At 35.7% G+C, this 21,634-nt stretch carries 20 protein-coding genes; 6 read left to right on the top strand and 14 right to left on the bottom strand.

The features are described from left to right. Positions 1 to 312 precede the first annotated feature (312 nt). The 5 genes from pstB to JOD29_RS14510 form a co-directional block, all read right to left on the bottom strand. Positions 313 to 1,098 carry a phosphate ABC transporter ATP-binding protein PstB gene (pstB, locus tag JOD29_RS14530; RefSeq protein ID WP_124763593.1) on the bottom strand — a complete coding sequence of 262 codons (786 nt, stop codon included), beginning with the start codon at positions 1,096 to 1,098 and terminating at the stop codon, positions 313 to 315. Positions 1,099 to 1,173: 75 nt separating this feature from the next. Next, a complete protein-coding gene (pstA, locus tag JOD29_RS14525; RefSeq protein ID WP_124763536.1) occupies positions 1,174 to 1,998 on the bottom strand; it encodes a phosphate ABC transporter permease PstA in 825 nt (274 codons plus the stop codon). A gap of 1 nt (position 1,999) precedes the next feature. Continuing rightward, positions 2,000 to 2,893 carry a phosphate ABC transporter permease subunit PstC gene (gene pstC, locus JOD29_RS14520; protein WP_124763537.1) on the bottom strand — a complete coding sequence of 298 codons (894 nt, stop codon included), beginning with the start codon at positions 2,891 to 2,893 and terminating at the stop codon, positions 2,000 to 2,002. A gap of 65 nt (positions 2,894 to 2,958) precedes the next feature. Beyond that, entirely contained in the window at positions 2,959 to 3,792 is an 834-nt protein-coding gene (locus tag JOD29_RS14515) for a phosphate ABC transporter substrate-binding protein (RefSeq protein ID WP_124763538.1), read from the bottom strand. 258 nt (positions 3,793 to 4,050) lie between these two features. Next, the gene (locus JOD29_RS14510; RefSeq protein ID WP_124763539.1) at positions 4,051 to 6,246 is read right to left on the bottom strand and encodes a DNA topoisomerase III; all 2,196 of its coding nucleotides are present in this window, start codon (positions 6,244 to 6,246) and stop codon (positions 4,051 to 4,053) included. A gap of 218 nt (positions 6,247 to 6,464) precedes the next feature. Between JOD29_RS14510 and JOD29_RS14505 the strand changes: the two genes are divergently transcribed. Next, positions 6,465 to 6,752 (top strand): phage holin family protein, encoded by a 288-nt coding sequence (locus JOD29_RS14505; protein ID WP_124763540.1) that lies wholly within the window; start codon positions 6,465 to 6,467, stop codon positions 6,750 to 6,752. Positions 6,753 to 6,770: 18 nt separating this feature from the next. Here the strand turns inward: JOD29_RS14505 and JOD29_RS14500 are convergent, their stop codons facing one another. Continuing rightward, a complete protein-coding gene (locus JOD29_RS14500; protein WP_158610521.1) occupies positions 6,771 to 6,923 on the bottom strand; it encodes a hypothetical protein in 153 nt (50 codons plus the stop codon). A 37-nt stretch (positions 6,924 to 6,960) separates the two neighbouring features. After that, on the bottom strand, positions 6,961 to 8,154 hold the full coding sequence (locus tag JOD29_RS14495) for an aminotransferase-like domain-containing protein (RefSeq protein ID WP_239585734.1): 1,194 nt from the start codon (positions 8,152 to 8,154) through the stop codon (positions 6,961 to 6,963). 275 nt (positions 8,155 to 8,429) lie between these two features. On the opposite strand from JOD29_RS14495, the gene JOD29_RS14490 reads away from it, so the two are divergent. The 3 genes from JOD29_RS14490 to JOD29_RS14480 are packed head-to-tail and all read left to right on the top strand — an operon-like array spanning position 8,430 to position 11,987. After that, on the top strand, positions 8,430 to 9,773 hold the full coding sequence (locus tag JOD29_RS14490) for a spore germination protein (protein WP_124763541.1): 1,344 nt from the start codon (positions 8,430 to 8,432) through the stop codon (positions 9,771 to 9,773). Then, positions 9,770 to 10,885 (top strand): GerAB/ArcD/ProY family transporter, encoded by a 1,116-nt coding sequence (locus tag JOD29_RS14485; RefSeq protein WP_124763542.1) that lies wholly within the window; start codon positions 9,770 to 9,772, stop codon positions 10,883 to 10,885. The genes JOD29_RS14490 and JOD29_RS14485 overlap by 4 nt, the downstream gene beginning before the upstream one ends. Beyond that, positions 10,860 to 11,987, top strand: coding sequence for a Ger(x)C family spore germination protein (locus JOD29_RS14480; protein WP_124763543.1), 1,128 nt, complete (start codon positions 10,860 to 10,862; stop codon positions 11,985 to 11,987). The genes JOD29_RS14485 and JOD29_RS14480 overlap by 26 nt, the downstream gene beginning before the upstream one ends. Positions 11,988 to 12,105: 118 nt before the next feature. Here JOD29_RS14480 and JOD29_RS14475 read toward each other — a convergent pair whose 3' ends face one another. The 6 genes from JOD29_RS14475 to JOD29_RS14450 form a co-directional block, all read right to left on the bottom strand. Beyond that, positions 12,106 to 12,732: a YdhK family protein gene (locus tag JOD29_RS14475; protein ID WP_124763544.1), complete on the bottom strand. Its 627-nt coding sequence runs from the start codon at positions 12,730 to 12,732 to the stop codon at positions 12,106 to 12,108. Positions 12,733 to 13,224: 492 nt separating this feature from the next. Further along, positions 13,225 to 15,645, bottom strand: coding sequence for a heavy metal translocating P-type ATPase (locus JOD29_RS14470; RefSeq protein ID WP_124763595.1), 2,421 nt, complete (start codon positions 15,643 to 15,645; stop codon positions 13,225 to 13,227). Positions 15,646 to 15,834: 189 nt separating this feature from the next. Further along, positions 15,835 to 16,041 carry a copper chaperone CopZ gene (gene copZ, locus JOD29_RS14465; RefSeq protein WP_124763545.1) on the bottom strand — a complete coding sequence of 69 codons (207 nt, stop codon included), beginning with the start codon at positions 16,039 to 16,041 and terminating at the stop codon, positions 15,835 to 15,837. 109 nt (positions 16,042 to 16,150) lie between these two features. Continuing rightward, on the bottom strand, positions 16,151 to 16,480 hold the full coding sequence (locus tag JOD29_RS14460; protein ID WP_124763546.1) for a metal-sensing transcriptional repressor: 330 nt from the start codon (positions 16,478 to 16,480) through the stop codon (positions 16,151 to 16,153). Between the two features lie 122 nt (positions 16,481 to 16,602). Next, the gene (locus JOD29_RS14455; protein ID WP_192894196.1) at positions 16,603 to 16,917 is read right to left on the bottom strand and encodes a YnfA family protein; all 315 of its coding nucleotides are present in this window, start codon (positions 16,915 to 16,917) and stop codon (positions 16,603 to 16,605) included. Positions 16,918 to 17,101: 184 nt separating this feature from the next. Next, complete coding sequence (locus JOD29_RS14450) at positions 17,102 to 17,683, bottom strand: hypothetical protein (protein WP_124763548.1); 582 nt, start codon at positions 17,681 to 17,683, stop codon at positions 17,102 to 17,104. Between the two features lie 250 nt (positions 17,684 to 17,933). On the opposite strand from JOD29_RS14450, the gene JOD29_RS14445 reads away from it, so the two are divergent. Further along, positions 17,934 to 18,749, top strand: coding sequence for a ZIP family metal transporter (locus JOD29_RS14445; RefSeq protein WP_124763549.1), 816 nt, complete (start codon positions 17,934 to 17,936; stop codon positions 18,747 to 18,749). 46 nt (positions 18,750 to 18,795) lie between these two features. On the opposite strand, the gene JOD29_RS14440 is transcribed toward JOD29_RS14445, so the two are convergent. Beyond that, positions 18,796 to 19,512, bottom strand: a complete 717-nt coding sequence (locus tag JOD29_RS14440) for a YwaF family protein (protein WP_158610522.1) — start codon at positions 19,510 to 19,512, stop codon at positions 18,796 to 18,798. A gap of 348 nt (positions 19,513 to 19,860) precedes the next feature. Between JOD29_RS14440 and JOD29_RS14435 the strand changes: the two genes are divergently transcribed. Then, on the top strand, positions 19,861 to 21,246 hold the full coding sequence (locus JOD29_RS14435) for an MATE family efflux transporter (RefSeq protein WP_124763551.1): 1,386 nt from the start codon (positions 19,861 to 19,863) through the stop codon (positions 21,244 to 21,246). The last annotated feature ends 388 nt before the right edge of the window (positions 21,247 to 21,634 follow it).

Raw genomic sequence — 21,634 nt, 5'->3', positions numbered from 1 at the left:
ATTAACTTTACTTTACCACAATATAAAAATCTTATAATAATTTTGTGCCAGAAATCTGACCCTTAATTTTTCCAATTTTCATAAATCGCAGTTAGTATTTGTCATGAACTTTGATTGACTCTTTATGAGTTTTTGAGAAGTATTCGGTTGAATCTATCTTTCTATTACCACGAAAAAAAGGCGCTCATTTAAACCTGAGGCGCCTTTTCATCATTTTCAATTCAATTGCGATTTAAAAGTGCTCACACTCACATTTACGTTCTTTTTATGATTAGGTGACGTACCACCCTGATTAAACTTATTCAGTTACTATTATCCGAATCTACCAGTGATATAATCCTCTGTTCTTTGATCGTTTGGTACTGAAAAGATTTTATCTGTTTCATCATATTCAACAATTTCCCCATTTAAGAAGAAAGCTGTTTTGTCTGAAATACGTGCAGCTTGTTGCATATTATGAGTAACGATAACAATCGTATAATCTTTTTTCATGTCTGAAATTAATTCTTCAACTTTTAAGGTTGATATTGGGTCTAATGCTGAAGTCGGCTCATCCATTAGAATAATTTCAGGCTTCATAGCAATGGCACGTGCGATACAAACACGTTGTTGTTGACCACCAGATAAGCCAAGTGCTGAAGTTTTTAAGCGGTCTTTTACTTCATCCCATATGGCTGCTCCACGCAAACTCTCTTCGACGATTTTATCTAGTTCTTTTTTGTTTTTAATTCCCTGCCCTCGAGGACCATACGCTACATTATCATAAATACTCATTGGGAATAGGTTTGGTTTTTGGAATACCATCCCTACTTTAGTTCTTAATTTAATAACATCATTAGTTTGATAGATATTTTCGTTTTCAATAATAATTTCACCGTTAATATTTACACCATCAATTAAATCATTCATACGGTTTAGTGTTCGTAAAAAGGTAGATTTACCGCAGCCTGATGGACCAATTAAAGCCGTAACCTCTTTTTCTTGGATATCCATTGATACAGAATATAGTGCCTGATTATCACCATAAAACAAGTCTAAATCTTTCACCTTTATTTTTGGTGTTTCTGTTAATTGCTCCATCATCTGTAGTCGCTCCATCTTCATTGTTTTAAGTTGTTCATTCGCTGTATTATTACGTTCCATCATTGTTGTAGTCATAATCATACTCCTCTTCTAGTAGTCTGCTTTATTTAACTTTTTCGAAATATATGTTGCCGTCAAATTCAATATCAGAATGATCACAATTAAGACAATTCCAATTGCAGCAGCAAGTTCAATATCACCAGATTCCTGTGTAACTAAATAAGAATGAACTGTTAATGTTCTTGCAGAAGAGAAAATACTTTCTGGTAACGCCGCTACTGTTCCAGCTGTTAAAAAGATTGCAGCTGATTCTCCTACGATACGTCCAATGGAGAGAATGATACCGGATAAAATACCAGGCATAGCACTTGGTAGAATTACTTTATATAAAGTTTGAAGCTTAGTATTTCCAAGAGCTAAAGAGCCCTCACGATATGAGCGAGGAACTGTTTTTAACGATTCTTCCGTTGTTCGGATAATTACAGGAAGAACGATAATTGTTAATGTCAATGAAGCAGCAATAATAGACATACCTAATTTTAAAGTCGTTACAAAGAATACTGCTCCGAATAAACCATAGATAATCGATGGAATCCCCGTTAAACTTTCTGTCGCAAAACGAATGATTCTAACTAATCGACCTTGTTTCGCATACTCTTGTAAATATACTGCGGCCAAAATACCGATTGGTGTAGCAATGACTAATGAGATGACAATTGTATAGATTGTTGTAACAATCATTGGCCATATCCCACCACCACCTGTTGGAGAATAATCACCAAAGATAAAATCAAAGCTAATTAACCCAATTCCTTTATAGAATATATATCCAACGATCGTAACGAGGACGGCAACTGTTAAGAAAGCCGAAAACCAAAGAAGTCCACGTAACATGTTATCTTTAAACTCTCTCAATTTAGTTACCACCTTTCGAGCTGATCTTTGCTAATACGAAATTTAAGATTAAGATAAACGAGAATAATACAATCCCCGTAGCAAATAACATACCTTGATGTGTTCCTGCAGCATATCCCATTTCTAGTGCAATGTTCGTTGTTAACGGGCGTATACTATCTGTTAAACTCGTTGGAATAATAAGACTGTTTCCTGCTACTAAAATAACAGCCATCGTTTCCCCAATTGCTCTACCCATTCCTAAAACAATTGCAGTCATAATTCCTGATTTAGCTGCCGGTACCACTACTTTAAAGATTGTCCCAATTTGAGAAACACCTAATGCTAACGAGCCTTCACGATAAGTTTTAGGTACTGCTCTAATCGCTGTTTCTGAAACTGTCACAACTGTAGGTAACATCATAATGGCTAGGACAAGAATAACAGCAATTAAACTTTGTCCTTTCGCTAATCCCAAATTATTTTGTAAAAATGGCACGATGACCGCAAGACCGAAAACACCATATAATACTGATGGAATCCCTGCCAGTAACTGTACTGCAGGAGAAATAATTCTCGCTAATTGTTTCGGTGCTATTTCAGCTAAGAAAATAGCTGTAAACAGTCCGATTGGAACCCCAATAATTAAGGCACCTACAGTAGCATATATAGATGCTATAATCATCGGTAAAATGCCGAATTTGTCTTCACTCGGTACCCAATCCACTCCTAAAAGAAAGTCTATAAAGCTGTAACCTTCCGCTACAAATGGATGGAACCCTCTATAAAATACAAAGCCTATAATTAAAACTAAGCTTATTACCGATATAAGCGCACAAAGTAGAAAAACTCTTCCTGATAATTTTTCTAGCATATACTTCTTCTTATTTGCTTTTTCAATAGGTGGGGTGACCATGATTCATTCCTCCTAGAATGCATAAACATATGATGTAAGAATTGAAAATCTGTTTCATAGATTGTTTATCTTAAAGGTATTGCTCCTGCTTCTGATACAATCATTTGTCCTTCTTCGCTTAAAATATAATCAATAAATTGTTGTCCTTGTTCACTAAGGTTCTCTTCTTTATGAACAAATAAGAATGGACGGGATAACTTATAAGTTTTATTTAGAACGTTTTCCGCTGTCGCTTCGACTCCGTTAATTTTCATAGTTGAAATAGAGTCATCAATGTATTCAAAGGAAATAAATCCTACTGCATGCTTATTTGTTGCAACAGTCGTTTTAATATTTCCGTTACCACTTGCAACTATCGCACTTCTAACTAGTTCACCAGAAGAATAGTCTACGATTTCTTGGAAAGCATCACGGGAACCAGAGCCATCCTCGCGGGATACAACGACAATTTCCAAATCATCGCCTCCAAGCTCCTTCCAATTTGTCACTTCACCAGTAAAGATCTGTTTCACTTGTTCCATTGTAAGGTCTTTTACCTTATTGCTAGGATGTGTGACGACGACAATCCCATCATAAGCAATGACACTCTCATCCAAGCCATTTGCTATTTCTTCTTCCTTTAGATCCCGGGAAGACATCCCAATCTCCGATACACCACTTGTTGCATTTGTTATTCCAGCAGAAGAACCAATTTGATTAACTTCTATATTAATCTCAGATTGTTCTTCATATTTTGCTGCTAGTTTTTCAGCTAAGGGACCAACTGATGTGGATCCTGAAATAGCTAATGTATATTTATCACTTTTTGATGAGTCAGTAGTATTTTCATTAGTTTGATTACATGCTGTTAATAAAGATGTTAAAGATAGTACCAATAACGCTTTTTTTATAAGTGTCATATATAAACCTCCAAGATTGTATTGGTGACTTCTATAGAATACAAAGGGCTTGTAAATTTACTTCGGTACTTTTGTAAAGGTTTTGTAAATTTATTAAGAAATAATTGACAGTAAGTAAGAATTGTAAATATATTCCTACACCTAAATTGAAAATCGTTCCAGAATAGTTTTATGTTTTCAGTTAATGTAATTTAATCCATAAAAAAACGACTGAAATTTATTCAGTCGTCTTTGATTTGCTTTATTTAATTAAAAAATTTAGTCAAACTTTAATCCTTTTAGTGCATCTGCTAGTGCTGTGTTAATTGGCTCTTCTACTTTTTCTTGTTGTTTTAAATATTTTTGAACAGAGCGTTTGTCCACTTTACCACCGGACTCTTTTTTACGACGTTCTTGGAAAGTAGATAATTTCTCACGATATCCACAAATACATGTGAATATTTGTCCATCTCCTTCTCCTCGTAACTCTAGTTTTTTATGGCATTGAGGGCATCTCGCATTGGTTGTACGAGAAACATTTTTTCGATGACCACATTCACGGTCTTGGCAAACTAGCATTTTTCCTTTTTTACCATTTACCTCTAACATCGGTTTCCCACAATCAGGGCAGCTTTTTGTTGAAATGTTATCATGTTTATATTTTTTATCGCTTGCTTTTATTTCTTTCACGATTTCTTTCGTGTAGTTTTTCATATCCCCGATAAATACTTCTTTTTTTAACTTTCCTTTAGCAATTTGTTCGAGTTTCATTTCCCACTCTGCAGTCAGTGCAGGAGATTTTAACTCCTCAGGTACTAAATCTAGAAGTTGTTTACCTTTGGATGTAATGTAAATCTCTTTTCCACCACGTTTTTCTATTAAAAATGAATTGAACAATTTCTCAATAATATCTGCACGTGTAGCAACCGTTCCAAGACCACCTGTTGATTTTAAGGTTTCTGCAATCTTTTGATCCTGTGCTTCTAAATATTTTGTAGGATTCTCCATCGCTGATAATAATGTTGCCTCAGTAAATCTTGTTGGTGGTTTTGTTTGACCTGCAGTTAAAGCAATCAAAGAAATATTCAACGTATCACCTTGATTAATCTGTGGTAAAAGTTGTTCTTTTACATCTTCATCTCGATCTTCGTCATCAAAACGATTTTCATATACCTTTTTCCAGCCTGCTGAAAGGATCGTTTTCCCTTTTGCAATAAACGTTTCATCCCCAATTTTAGCTTTTAAAGTTAATTGCTCATATTCAGCTGGTGGGAAAAGAACAGCTAAAAAGCGCTTAACGACTAAATCATAAATTTTACGTTCTTTATCACTAAAAGCAGAGTAATTTACGTAGCCCTCTGTTGGGATAATTGCATGGTGATCGCTTACTTTTTGATCATCTACAAATGCTTTGTTCGCTTTAATTGGCTTTTTTAACACTTCATTTGCAAGTGTTCGATATTCGCCTACACCACACGCTTTTAATCGTTCAGGGATCGTAGCAACAATATCTTGTGAAATAAAGCGTGAGTCTGTTCTTGGATACGTTAATACTTTATGTTGTTCATAAAGTTTTTGCATAATGTTTAATGTTTCTTTTGCAGAATAGCCATACAGTTTATTGGCATCCCGTTGAAGCTCAGTTAAATCGTACAAGCCAGGGGCAAAAGACTTTTTATGCTTTTTATCAATCTCCGTCACAACTGCTTGCTGTTTACCAAGGCGATTTACAATTGATTCTATTTTCTCTTTATTAAAACTGCGCGTGTTGTTCGTTTTCGTATCAATCCACGTTAGTTTTAACTGTTGGTTTGTTTGTGCTTCAATGCCATAGTAATCGCGAGGTTTAAAATTTTTAATTTCATCTTCTCGTGCTGCAATAATCGCCACTGTTGGTGTTTGTACACGTCCGCAATTAAGCTGAGCATTAAATCTCGTTGTGAGAGCACGGGTTGCATTTAATCCAATATACCAATCTGCTTCAGAACGAGCCACAGCTGAATGATAGAGATTTTCATACGCTTTTCCTGGTTTTAAGTTTTTAAAGCCGTCTTTAATTGCTTTATCGGTTACAGATGAAATCCAAAGACGTTTAATTGGCTTCTTCACTTTTGCTTTGTCAATAATCCAGCGTGCCACTAACTCTCCTTCACGTCCGGCATCTGTCGCAATGATGATGTCACTAACATCTCCACGAAGTAATTGGGATTTAACCGCATTGAATTGTTTTCCAGATTGTTTAATAACCGTTAGTTTCAAACGATCTGGTAACATTGGTAAGTCCTCTAAATTCCATGTTTTATATTTTACATCGTAGCTTTCTGGGTCCGCTAATGTTACTAAATGTCCCAGTGCCCATGTGACAATATATTGATTGCCCTCAAGATAACCATTTCCTTTTTTATTACAATTCAGCACCCGCGCAATATCACGCGCTACTGATGGTTTTTCAGCTAATACTAAACTTTTTGCCATACGTAAAACTTCCTTTCATCATTCCCGTAAGCTAAATATAGCATATCAAGGACTGTCTTTCAGTTTTGGGAATAGGAATTAGTACATTGAATCAAAAATTAAAATAAAAATTATGTAATTAAAACTTTTGTCACTTCGAGTATTTCCTTCGTCTATTCCTATAGCTTCTCTTTGAATAAATTATATTAATAAATATTTATTCTTATGGAGGCAATACAATGGAGTTCGATTTATTTACATCCTTTATTGACCCAAAATCATACGTATTAATTCCTGTTTTATATATCATTATATTTCTTCTTCGGCAAACGCCGCATATTCCTACATGGACTCATGCATGGATCGCAATGGGAATTAGTGTTGTGTCGTGTTTGTTCTATTATGGTTTTATGATTCAGTCATTTGTCGAAGGGGTTCTCGTTACAGGGGTTGCTATATTAACGAAGGATTTAATTCATGTAAACGTAAGTACCGGTAGAACAAAAAAAGAAGATAACACGAAATAACTTAGGTGAGACGATGAATTACGGCTCACCTTTTTGTTCCGTAATCACGCCAGTTGTAGATAAAGTCCTATTTCCCCCTATTCTTTGGAAGAAAAATTTATCATTAGAATCATTCGATACAAAGTAAAAAGCACGCAAAGCAATAATTTGCTGGCGTACTTTTCTTTTCATAACTATTCTACCATCAGCATTATACACTGACGTATTATTAGACAAGCTCTTTAGCAGACACTTCGTGAAGAATTTTGCCTAAACGTTTAATGCCCTCTTCAATAACAGCAGGTTCTGAATTGGTAAAGTTTAATCGGAATGTATTGACGTTTGTTTTATCTGTATAGAATGGATCACCTGGTACAAAGGCAACCTTCACTTCCATTGCTTTATCAAATAATTTCAGAGCAGACATGCCCTCCTCTAACGTAACCCAAATGAACATACCGCCATCTGGTTTTGTGTACTTGACTGTAGATGGGAAGTATTTTTCCATGGCATTAAGCATTGCACTTGCTTGCTCGCGATAAAGGCTAATAATTTTATCAACATGTTCTTGATATGCGTTGTTTACTAAGTAGTCATGGATTACGTATTGAGCAAAGATGTTTGTATGTAAATCTACTGCTTCTTTCGCTGTATTAATATGACGAATCAGTTCTTTATTTTTTGATACAATATACCCTAAACGGAAACCAGGTGTTACGGTTTTAGAAAATGATCCAAGTAAAATTGAATTCTCTAGGCGACCTGCACCGATATAAGGCAATTTCTCACCATTCCAACGTAAATCACCGTATGGATCGTCTTCAATTAAAGCAACATCGTATTTCTTTACTACCTCATAAATCGCATCACGTTTTTCTTTTGAATATGTAATACCTGTAGGATTATGGAAGTTTGGAACCGTGTAAATAAATTTTATGTTTGGATTTTGAAGCGCTTTTTCTAGTTCTTCTATATTTAATCCGTCATCTTCTAACGTTGCTGAATAGAATGTGGGTTCAGTTAGATTAAATGCTTGAATAGCCCCTAAATACCCCGGCTCTTCCATTACAATGCCATCACCCTTATTAACTAGTACTTGTGCAATTAACATTAGTGCTTCTTGTGAGCCTGTTGTAATAATGATGTCGTCGGCTTCGATCTCATAACCGAAATCGTTATTATATTTATTTGCTATATATTCACGTAAAGGTAAGTATCCCGCTGTCGTAGAATACTGGAATAATTTTGGACCGTTTTCTTCTATTGAATGTTGAATTGAGTTTTGTAATTTATCAATTGGAAATGAAATTGGATTTGGTAATCCACCTGCAAAGGAAATGACTTCAGGATTCCCCGTAACCTTTAAAATATTTCGTACAAACGATGGTGGTGTGTTTACTATTCTGTCTGAGTACTTCATCATGCAAAACCTTCTTTTCTTTTTTACTCCCTGAAGTGATTTTCCTTTCAATCGATTCAGTATGTTTTATATTATCAAAAAATTTAAACATTTCAAGATATAGTTTTCAATAAAACACTCAATCAGACTGTTAGCGTTTATTTATAGGGGTTCCTTCCAATATTGAATTATATGGAATTAGCTTACATTTAGATTGTATTGGGAGTAATGAATTGTATAGCCATTATTGGATAACCTAATAAAGTTATTAAATATTTTTGCATGATCGGAGGTACAAAATGTCTTCAGAGGAGATTCTTTTATGGATTAAGGAGCAATTCAAGAATACAACTGAATTAACACAAAAGACCTTAGATTATGATAATAAACACGCCTTGCTATTTTATGTAAAATCACTTATAGATCAGGAATCACTTCAAAAGTTGATTATTAAGCCCTTTTTTGAAATGGCTAACGAAAATCAGTTTAAAGCTTATTTAATTGCTTTACCACAGTTTCAAAAGGTTGAGTCAAAGGAACAAGCTGTATCAGAAGTGACAAATGGAAATACACTTATCGTAATTCAACATGACTTGTATTTAATTGACTTGCAATTAGCCACGAACAATCAGGTTTCAACTACTTCAGTAGAAACGACCATTCATGGTTCGAATATAGCACTAAGTGAAAATTTAATGACGAATATAAATTTAATTCGTACCTACTATCATCAGGCTTCTTTATCCATTGAATATTTTACAAAAGGAGAAGTCAATCAACAAAAGATTGCAATTATTTACGATAAAGAGCTCGTGAATACGAAGGCATTAGAAATCATTAAGCAAAAACTTCAACAGCTCGATCAACAAGTAATTTCTGCATCCACTGAATTGAATAATTACTTAAATGATAAGCGTTTTTCCTTGTTCCCTCAAATGCTGATGACAGAACGTCCAGATCGTATTGTCTATAATATTGCTGGCGGAAAAATCGCCCTTATCTTGGACGGTAATGCCCAAGCTTTGATAGCACCTGCTGTATTTTTCGATTTCATGACTACCATGGAGGATAATTATCACACCTTATTCATTTCACTATTTGTAAGGATTCTTCGCTATGCTGGATTATTTGTTAGCCTACTCTTACCAGGATTGTATGTAGGGATTACATCCTTTGCACCGGAAGTGTTTAGAACTGAATTGGCATTAACCGTAGCTGGAAGTCGGATCGGCGTACCGTTTTCTTCCTTTGTAGAAGTGCTTTTTATGTTGTTCTTTATGGAACTTTTATTGGAGGCGAGTATCCGACTACCTAAAGCCGTTAGTGCTACAGCAACTACAGTTGGTGGTCTGATTCTAGGGTCTGCAGTTACTGAGGCGGCACTTGCATCGAATATTATGGTCATTATTGTTTCAGCAGTGGCCATTTCAACATTTGTTATCCCTGTCAATGAATTGGCATTTACTATACGCATTGTACGATTAATCTTATTGCTAATCACAAGTGTATTTGGTTTGGCTGGTCTAACATTAGGATTATATGGGTTAATCATGTATTTAGTGTATTTGGATAGTTTTGGAGAACCTTATCTTAGATTATTCAATTACCAGAAAGCCAAGAAAAGTTCGGAGGGACAGGCTTGAGTAGATATTATTACTACTTAGTTTTAATTAATATGATTGCCAATGTCATTGCTTCAGTCCCTGCAATTCTCTTGCACTTTCATGATGACGGGGCTGTTTCTGCCATGATTGTCTCGGTTGTTGCAGGTAGCACTCTTGTATTTTTCTTTACGCGTTTTTTTACTCATTTTCCTGGAATGACATTACCGGAATTATTGCAAAAAACTACCGCAAAATGGTTCTATAATCCTTTCATATTAGTTTTAGCGATTACGTGGTTTATTGCTGGAATGATTACATTAATTACTTATACATTTCTTCTCATCCGATATTTGACACCAGAAATGCCAATTATTCAAATTAGCTTAACCATCCTCCTTGCGGTAATTTTGGGATGTCTAATGAAAACGGATCGAGTGTTCTATACAATTGAAATTATATTGTTGTTAACTGTTCCATTAATAATATTAATTTTCATAAAAGCCTACACGAATGAAAATTTAAGATGGGAATTTGTAAAAGAAGCAGCGTTATATTTTAATCAATTCCCCAATCTGAATGCTTTCTCCGCTTGCTTCTTCTTATATCTTGGGAGTGCTAATCTCATTATCTTTAACCGTTTTTTTAAAAACAAACAAAATTTTGGAGTTAAGCAGATCACGTTAATTGTTGCGATCTCTATTATGACATTATTCACCACTTATTTTATACCTATTGGTTTTAATGGCGTTGAAGGTATCGAGAAACTTGTTTACCCTTGGATTACGACAAGCGACTCATTAAGAATGAAATTCTCTTTGATTGAACGTGTTCTATTCATTTTTTTACTGTTCTATTTAGGGATTGCATTTTTAAGTATCCTTATTCACTGGCATGTATCAATTGAATTACTGAAATACGTATTCAACTTCGAAAAATTCAAATTTAAGGGATTTAAATTTGGAGTTTTCCTTCCAATTCCATTTTATATTGGAGTCTCTTTATATTTTGTCCGTCAACTCAATGAGTACCAATTGTTTCGACTTTCTGGCATTTTCTACAATATACTAATTATTTTCTTCCCAATGATGCTCATTTTGTTTTTCTTTATTAAAAGGAGGATGAAAAATGTTAAAAAAGCGGAACAAAATTAAGCAGTTTTTTCTGCTAATCATTTTAATCCTTACTGCGCTATCTGGTTGTGGTGAATTTAAAGATATCGATAAAGATGTATTTGTTTCTATGATTGGTATCGACCTCTCGGATGACCCTGAAAAGCCGTATAAAGTAACCTTAAAGCTTTATGTGCCAACTAGTTCTTTTAAACAATCACCTAAGCCTGAATATACTTACCTCACGAAAAATGGGAAAACATTAACTGAAGCGATTCGTATATTGGAAACGCATTCTGACAAAGAAATAGATTTTGGACATTCAAAGCTTATAGTAATTGGTGAAGAACTACTAAATGCCAACAAAAGTAAAGAAATTATGGATTTTTTACTTAGAAGGCCTGATATTCAAATGATTTCTTGGCTTGCAATAGGAAGACCTTCAGCAGAAGAGATTATAAAAATGGTCCCTCAAAGCGAAACAGCTGCTTATCCTGCATTATTCAATTACTTCGATCATAACGGTACAGATAGTCCTTACATTGTAACGACTTACTTATTTGATTTCCGAAGAAAGATGTTAGAAACCGGAATCGACCCAATCCTACCGCTTATTGAAATTAATAAGGAAGAGGAACATTTTGAAGTAAATAAATCCTATGTATTGGCTCATGACAAAAAGCCTCACGAACTTAGTTCACTAGATACGTTGATTTTTAACATGATGACGCGGAATCTGGATGTTGCTGATTTAGTGATTAACGAAGACAATCAACATTTTATTGCAAAAATTGATAATATCAATTCAAAATATAAAGTAAAGGTTGATGCTCAACACCAAGTTAAATTAAATATAGATATTGAATTATTCGGGTATATTTCAGAATCTAAAGATACAATTTCAAATCAGCAATTACCTCAGTATAGCAAAATGGTAGAAGCTGAGACGAGAGAAAAATTTTCTGACTTTTTTATAAAAATGCTGAATGTGGGATATGACCCGATTGGATTTGGTTTAGCCTATAAGTCTAAAACACTCCATAACAAGCGAATGAGCCCTAACGAATGGAATGAAGCATACAAAAATTCGAAAGTTAATATTAAAGTTATGGCCGGGATTAAAAGTACAGGATCAATTCAATAGCCAATTATTAGTACAATGCTAATATCAATGCAGTCGGCAAAATAAAGCCGACTTTTTTATTAATCTTTAAAGAAAAATGCCCATTCAGAATAGATTCATCTAAATGGACATTGATTGTTTATGGAGCTGATAATTCACTTTCTTTTAACCACTGGTAATTCTTTACCTCTTCACCCGTTGTTTCTTTAAAATCAACCATATATACAATCGTATCTTCGGACGTATCGATTTCTCCTTTTGCACCTAGCATTCCTTCTTCACGATCGGAGTTAATAATAACTTCTGCACCCTGATTAAGCGTTGCTACATCTTTATCATCTACTGGATCTATTTCCTCTTTCACGACCCATTTATGGTTTTCTTGAAAGTCATCGCCTGTAGTCGGAGTATAGGATACCGAGTAAACTGTTGATTCATATGCACCAACGATTGTTCCTTCTGCCCCTTCCATTCCATCCATATGTGCAGCATTAATAATGACTTTATCGCCTACAGCAAATTTTGGGTTTTTCGCTTCCTTTAACCCTTCTGGAATGTTACCCGATGTAGTACCAATTGCTTGTCCATCTTCATACTTATTGCCATCCATATTTTCTCCGACTTCTTTATTCATCTCGTCGTTATTATTAGTGACATCCGTACCATTTTCCGTTGTATCACCTTTATTAGTATCGTTAGTCCCACAAGCCGCAAGTGTAAACGTTGCAAAGAGTGACATTGCAATCATAAAAAATTTGTTTGTCATTCGAATCCTCCTAAAGTTACATGTCGAGATTTTTTCTTGAATAATTACTTTGAAAAAATCCATGCTTTAATTTAAAGGATGAGCATAAAAATTCTTTCTATTCATAAAAAGGATTTAAAGACAGCGCCTATTTTTGGGAGAAATATGAATGGCGTATTCTTATGTGAGCTTCTAGTTGGTTGGGAAAAATGCAATGCAATTTCACTTACTCTGCTGCCTCTGATTTGTTTGATGAAGTTCATTTTGAGTGTCTTGGTTGGGTGTTTCGAAATTTATTGAGCGGATGAAGACCAAAAGTCGGCTAGAAGCTAAGGAAAAGTGTCTTCATTAACCTGATGAAGACACAAACTCGCTTAGATACGGAACAATCAGGTCTTCATCAATCAGCCGATGAAGAGGCTTTTCATCCTATCTCACCCGATTTTCCTCTTCATCCCCCCTAAAGAGCGTAAAAAAACGATGAGCATTTTACCGCTCATCGTTTCTCCCTTTTTATTTATCTAATTTCACTTTTTGTAGGCGTAAGGCGTTTAACACAACAGATACTGAACTAAAAGCCATTGCTGCGCCAGCTACCCACGGTGCGAGGAAACCAGCTGCTGCAATTGGTATGCCAAGTACGTTGTAGCCGAATGCCCAAAATAGATTTTGCTTAATGTTTCTCATTGTTTTGTGACTCATAATAATGGCATCTGCAATACTATTTAAATCGCCCCGAATTAATGTAATATCAGCGGCTTCCATAGCAACATCAGTTCCAGTACCAATCGCCATCCCAATATCGGCAACTGCTAGGGCTGGTGCATCATTAATGCCATCTCCAACCATAGCTACCTTTTTACCTGAAGCTTGAAGGTTTTTAATTTCTTCCGCTTTCCCCTCTGGTAAAACTTCCGCAATAACCTTCGAGATCCCAACTTGTTCAGCAATTGCTCGAGCAGTTCTTTCGTTGTCACCTGTCATCATAATAACTTCGATTCCCATATTTTGAAGTCGGTGGATTGCCTTTTTCGAAGTTTCCTTTAACGTATCAGCTACAGCGACCAGGCCAGCGTATTCCCCATCAATGCTTGCAACCATGGCTGTTTTCCCTTCCGCTTCGAATGCTTCCATGACAGGTAAAACTTGTGAAATATCAATTCCATAGATATCCATTAATTTACGTGTTCCTACTAATATTTCCTTTTGGTTTACCTTTGCTTTTACTCCGTAGCCTGGAAGAGCTTCGAACTCTTTTACTTCACGAAGTTTGATGCCCTGTTGCTCTATTCCTTTTACAATTGCTTCTGCTAAGGGGTGTTCAGATTGTTTCTCAGCTGATCCAATAAATGATAGGAAAATACGTTCACTTAAATTTTCAGCAACTAATACGTCTGTTAACTCCGGTTTACCATTTGTCACTGTTCCTGTTTTATCCACTACAACGGTGTTAATGTGGTGAGTTTGTTCTAGATATTCGCCACCTTTAAAGAGAATGCCAAATTCTGCAGCACGACCTGATCCAGCCATAATGGATGTAGGTGTTGCTAAACCAAGGGCACAAGGACACGCAATAACAAGGACCGCAATTAACGCTTCTAAAGCAGAACCAAAATCACCTGGAGTAATAAATAGCAACCAAATCATATACGTAACTAATGCAATTCCAATAACGATTGGAACAAAGATCCCTGAAATGTTATCAGCTAAACGTTGTATTGGAGCTTTAGAGCCTTGTGCATCTTCCACCACTTTAATGATTTGAGATAAAGCTGTGTCACGACCGATTTTTGTTGCTTTCATTTTTATAAAACCATTCCGATTAATAGTTGAACCAAAGGCAATATCACCAATTGATTTATCGACCGGTAAACTTTCACCTGTTAACATTGATTCATCAATCGCTGTGTTTCCTTCAATAACCTCACCATCAACTGGGATTTTTTCACCCGGTTTAACGAGAATGGTATCGCCTACCACTACTTCATCAAGTGGGATTTCCTTCTCCACCCCATTTCGAAGTACAAGTGCGGTTTTTGCTTGTAGGCCCATTAATTTTTTAATGGCTTCTGAAGATCGCCCTTTTGCTCTTGCCTCAAAAAGTTTGCCTAATAAAATTAAGGTAATCAATACCGCACTTGTTTCGAAATAAAGCTGTGGCATATGATGAAGATCACCATTTGCAAGGAACGCCTGGTAAACACTATAAAAGTAAGCTGCAGATGTACCCATCACGACTAGAACATCCATATTTGCACTTTGATTTCGTAAAGCTTTATAGGCACTCACGTAAAAATGCCAGCCAATAATAAATTGAACTGGTGTAGCCAGAATCATTTGAATCCAGGGATTCATTAATAATTCAGGTACGTATATGAACGATGTAAATGAAAAATGCCCAACCATCGTCCATAATAGTGGTAAAGAAAGTATAGCTGATATGATGAATTTACGTGTTTTCTTTTTGATTTCTTGCTCACGATAATCGACTGCATCTTGTTCATGATTCTTAATATGTGCACCATATCCTAACTTTTCTACACGCGCGATAATATCTGATACGGAAACATCTGAAGGATTATATTCTACCGTTGCATTTTCGAGTGCTAAGTTAACTGTAGCAAGGGAAACCCCTTCGATTTTGTTTAAGCCTTTTTCAATTCTTGTCGCACAAGCCGCACAGGTCATCCCTGTAATAGCGAATTCCTTTTTCTCTTTGACGACCCCGTATCCAAGATGATGGATCTTCTCTTCAAACTCTTTTTCCGTTACTTTTTCCGGGTCATATTTAATTGTTGATTTTTCAAGGGCGAGGTTCACCGTTGCTTCTTCCACACCCTCCAATTTGTTGAGGCCTTTTTCAATTCTTGTTGCACAAGCCGCGCAAGTCATTCCGGTAATTTGGAGACTCGCTTCTTTCGTTTGCTTTGCCATATTTGTCATAATAGAATTACACCTCTATTAAAATATACCTCGTAAGGGTATATGAAATTTGTAAAAGAAAGTGTTATTGATAGATGATTACCATCTATTCATAACACTTAAGTTAATAATTTACAATTATGGAGACTTTAAAAATATAGCCTCCTTGTGGGAAGTGAAAGTTCTTCTCAATACATCAAGTTATTCAACGTCATATCCTTGATCGTCGATTGCTTCTTTAATTTGATCAACCGTTACTTGTTGTTGATCGAATTCAACATTTACTTTACCTGCCTGTAAGTCTACAGCAACTTTTTCAATACCCTTTAATGCACCAACGCTACCTTCTACTGCTTTCACACAATGACCACAAGACATACCTTTTACGTTTAATGTTACGTTTTCCATATTCGATTTCTCCTTTTATGTTTTTATACTATATAGGGGTATATTTTGATTAAAAAAAATATTAAACAATCTTTGCCTAATCATGTTCTTGCTCAACTTTTAAATTCCTCTATTTACGCATCAACTTTTGAATGGTTACGAGTAATTCATCAAGTACTTCTTCATCACCTTCAGATAGACGATCCACCACGCATCCTTTTAAGTGTCCTTGTAAAAGAACTTTGGCTACGCTGTTTAATGCGGATTGAGTGGCAGCTAATTGTGTAATAATATCATCACAATATACATCTTTTTCAATCATGCCTTTTATTCCACGAATTTGACCTTCAATTCGATTCAGTCGATTTGTTAAATCTTTTTTTATTGGTTCTGGATGATGACTTTTTCTACAATGCGCTTGAGACTCTGTTGTTTCTTGAATTTCATTCTCCAGTTTCATCAACCTCCACTTCTTACACACAGTATATGGTACCCTCAAGGGGTATGTCAATGCATTTGAAATAATATTTTTTCCTGCTCAAATTAATATATACTTTCTTCATTTTAATTATGTAGTGATTACTATTGTCTTGGTGCTAAAAGCATTACCCCTACTCCAACTAAACAAATCACAGCACCAAGCCAATCATATAAATCAGGTGTTTTTTTATCGATCCCCCAGCCCCATAAAATCGACAAGACAATGAAGACTCCTCCATAGGCAGCGTATACTCGGCCAAAGGATGGGAATGATTGGAATGTTGCGATGATTCCATACAATACTAAAGCAATTCCTCCAATAAGTCCCCAAACTACTGGCCGATCCTCTCTTAGCCACTGCCATATAAGATAACCCCCACCAATTTCAGCTAACCCAGCTAACACAAATAAAATCATTGCTTTTAACAAAAGATCTACCTCATTTCACTTATTAGCTTGGCGCTAATCCTCCACGCTTATAGAGAGAAAGATTACACAAGCTTTACATTAAGTTTAATTGTAACAAGGATTGAGTAGATGAGTAGAATAATCCATTCAATTATATGGTGGAAATACGATGGCTCTTCTTTTGAGACATTGCTTACTCATTTACATCTTCTCTTTTTGCAAAACGTGTTAATAATTTTAATGAAACAATGTACATCATCAATAGAATGATTAAACTAGATGCCCCAGCAATTGCAAAATAAGTATTGACCATTTTCACCATTTGATGAATGGAACTCGTTCCTAGAAACATGGCCACATAGCCCGATATTGATTCATCAACTTCATAAGGGTGCACACTCACTATATACGGAGAGGTTTTCCAATCAGTAATCAGCATTTGATCTTTTTCTTCTTTTATATCTTTAACTAATGGAAGGTTGTTTTCGAGTAATTTTATATTTTCTGAACTACGAATGATTTCTCCTGTCTGATCCGTAATGATGATATCCCGGTCCTTTTCCTCTTCCATCAAAACAATATGCCGGATTGTTTGAGGGGAATAATTTTCAACAAGCACATCTCGATGATTTGCACCATATTCTAATAAACGTGAATACTCTTCTTCTATCACGAGGTTTATGGTTATCTTGTATAAATAGAAAATTAAAAATAACTCTGAAATGAAAACAACAACAAAAAAGCTTGTCGCTACTTTTGTTGGATATCTGCTCACTAAAACTCACTCCTATCTTTTCTAGTAATAACCAATCTCTAGAAAAAATATGGAGATAAAAAATTTTGCCTCCTCTTTTTTTTCTTGTTAAACAAGAAAGCTAATTATCATTTGTAAAAAATATGTAAAAGCATAACTAATCCTGATATAAAAAACATATTTTGACTATTACAAAGTATGGAGTTATATTTTTACCTAAGGAAACTTTTTGTCAAAACAGAAAATTGCGTAGTAAAAATGGGGTGTTTATATGATTGATTTTATTTTAGGACTTGATCCAATTTTCCAAGTAATCATTGCAACGTTATTTACATGGGGTATGACGGCACTCGGAGCAGCCTTAGTATTCACAACAAAAACGTTTAATCAAAAGTTTTTAGATGGCATGCTAGGGTTTGCAGGAGGTGTTATGATTGCTGCTAGTTTCTGGTCTCTACTTTCTCCTGCCCTAGAAATGGCTGAAACCCGAAGTCTTCCGGCTTGGCTTCCAGTTTCAATTGGATTCCTTCTTGGAGGAGCATTTATAGCGTCAATCGATAAATTGTTGCCCCATCTACATCCAAATGCACCAATGTCACAGGCAGAAGGAATTCGTCCAAAGCAAAGAAAAAGAAGCACACTCTTAGTTCTTGCTATTACACTACACAATATTCCCGAAGGCTTAGCAATAGGTGTTTCATTTGGAGCGGTTGCGATGGGTTCCCCTTCCGCATCATTAGCCGGCGCACTGGCATTGGCAATCGGAATTGGAATACAAAATATCCCGGAAGGTGCAGCTGTTTCTATGCCTCTTCTTCGAGATGGGTATACCCGTAGAAAGAGCTTTATGTTTGGCCAATTCTCCGGTATGGTCGAACCAATTTCAGCAGTCATTGGATTTCTTGCCGTTTCCTTTATTGAACCAATTTTACCTTTGGCACTAGCGTTCGCAGCCGGTGCAATGATTTTTGTAGTAACTGAAGAGGTTATTCCAAGTTCTCAAGAGGAAGGAAATAAAGATCTTGCCGTCATGAGCTTAATGCTTGGTTTTACGATTATGATGATTTTAGACGTAGCTTTAGGATAATTAAAAAAGAACTTCGGGTGCGAAGTTCTTTTTCATGTTTAAAGAGTCATTTATCGATTTGCTGATTTTTAATGAAAAATGGCACATACATAAGAAACCAGACAAAGGCAATCAACCCAGCAAAGCCAAGTAAATACCCCGGATTCCCTAGCCACTTTTCAAAATATACAAGCGGTGAACCTGGAGATGGAGCGTTAAGAAACATAAAATTCACAGAAAATAGCTTATTGAAAATATAAATAGGAGTCGCGAGCGCTATTAAAAATATTGAGACTTTCGGCAACTGACGATAATTCGGTTTTATACGCCCGCAGAAGAGTAAGCAAAAAGGATATAGGATTAACATCGCATGGTAAATAAAGCTGTGATTATGAAGGTAAGAAAATGTAGGTATTGTCGTCCAGTTTGGAAACAACAATGCTGCAAGTGCACCAGGAAGAACGAGTGCATATAACAATTCTGAATTGAGTGTGGAAGGTTTAAAAGCATTCAAGAGAATTATTAACATGGAGAAACTACATAAATGCAAGGGCAAATCTTTTATGCTAAACGTATCCAGTACAATTAGAAGATAAATATTTTTTGTCATTTCTAAACCAATTAGTGTAATAGCAAATACTTTATTCATTCCTATTAACCTTTCATTCGTTGTCCGGAGATAACATAAGGCCGTTATGAACGTAAAAATCCCAATACCGACAATCCATACAAGATGAACCGTATCGTACAAATGAAATCCGATTTTCCCCACCCCCTCATCCATATTATACAAACACCTATACGAATTAGTTCCCTGCCAAGAAAAATACATGCTGATGTCTGGAATAATGGATATAAGAGATTTTAAATTGGAAATAATTTATTATCTTTGTTAAAAGTAAAAAAAATCTCCTTTTCCCGCTACTCTTGTGATAATATAGTTTTTATTTTCAAATCCTTAATTGTTCTGTTTTTGACTATATGGATCATATGTAAAATCAAACAGAGCATTTAAAACTACCGAGTTTGTGTACTCGGATTTTTTTGTGTTTAATATTGGAGCTTATCCTATTGTTGAAAGCTTAGTATAGAAGAGTTGGAGAAATTTATTATAGTAGAAAGCGGGAGTAACATGAGCGGAGCAATTCAAAATCCTAAAGATCGTTTAAGTTTGTTTCATTTAACTTGGCCAATCTTTTTAGAGATTTTCTTATTTATGTTGATGGGTCTTGCCGATACATTCATGTTAAGTGCTGTATCGGATGATGCTGTGTCAGGTGTTGGGACTGCCAACCAATACATTCATATCGCCATCTTAATTTTAGAGGTTGTCGGGAATGGTGCTGCAATTGTGGTATCTCAATATCTCGGGTCTAGACGATACTTGGAGGCAACTAAAATTTCAGCATTAGCCGTGTCGTTAAACTTATGTGTCGGCTTAATAATGTCTGTTGTGTTTCTTGTCTTTTCAAATCATCTAATGGTAATGATGAATTTACAAGGTGACGTACTTACATATGCGCAAGGCTACTTAATTATTGTTGGTGGCGGGATCTTCCTTCAAGCAGTGATTAATTCTTTAGCTGCCGTAATCCGTGTACATGGACTTACAAAGCAAACGATGTATGTTTCCCTTGGGATGAACATTATTCACGTTGTTGGAAACTATGTATTAATCTTTGGTCACTTCGGTGCACCTGAGTTAGGTGTCCAAGGTGCCGCGATTTCATCAGTTGTCAGCCGACTAATTGCGGTATTTGTGTTCTTCTGGCTCTATTATCAAGCGCTAGAGATTAAAGTAAAAATGAACGATTTCTTAACTTTATCAAAAGAGTATGTTCAAAAGATTTTATATATCGGTCTACCAAGTGCCCTTGAACAAATTCTATATCAAGTTTGTCAGATCGTGTTCTTATATTACGTAACATATCTTGGTTCAGAAGCACTTGCTGCTAGACAGTATGCAAATAATATTTCAATGTTTACGTACCTTTTTGCATTGGCAATAGGGATGGGAACCTCCATTATTGTTGGTCGTTATGTTGGTGCAGGTGAAAAAGATGCGGCATATAAACAACTATGGCTTAGTGTAAAAATAGCGATTATTGCAACACTTGTGATGGTAGCGATTGTCATGGTGTTCCGTGTACCTTTAGTGGACCTGTTTACTAATAATCCAGAAGTAATTAAAATCGGTGCTTCTGTCCTTTTACTAAGTATTTTTCTTGAGACAGGACGTACCATTAACATTACAATTATCAATACATTGCGTGCCGCTGGGGATGCTCGATTCCCTGTAAAAATAGGATTTTTATCGATGGTATGTATGAGCTTACCACTTGGTTATTTATTAGTGTTTGTCTTTGATTTAGGATTAGTCGGGGTTTGGCTAGCGATTTCTGCAGATGAGTGGACACGTGCAATTATTGTATTGTTTAGATGGAAAAGTCGTAAATGGGAACGATTTGCCCTTGTGACACCTGAAAAGGAAAAAGAGTCAACTGAGGCTACAATATAAAAATTTAGAGCGCTAATTGGGCGCTCTTTTTATAGTAAGAGGCTGGGACAAATCCAAAAAACATCAGTTTCTCAAAATGAGAAACTGATGTTTTTTTGCTGTTAATTCTAATAATGAATCCTATTAAGTATCCGATGAGAGCGGACTAAGCACACAAGCCGGAAAGCCACGTGGTACGTGTCTTTACGACTTGTCTTTGTGCTTTGTGTAAGGTCCGCTCACATAAAATTTGTCCTTCTAAACTTTCCGGAAACTGGCGCGGCTTACAGTGGTAGGCCGCGTTTTTTCGGAGAATGGCTAACACTTATTGCTGTTAAACTATAAACAATATCTTACTAAAAATAATAGTGGCTTTCCTTAAAAATTCTACTTATGTCCCGGCCTCTAT

This window comes from Lysinibacillus composti, from assembly GCF_016908465.1.
Lineage (GTDB): Bacteria > Bacillota > Bacilli > Bacillales_A > Planococcaceae > Ureibacillus > Ureibacillus composti_A.
This window is presented reverse-complemented; position numbering and strand designations above follow the sequence as displayed.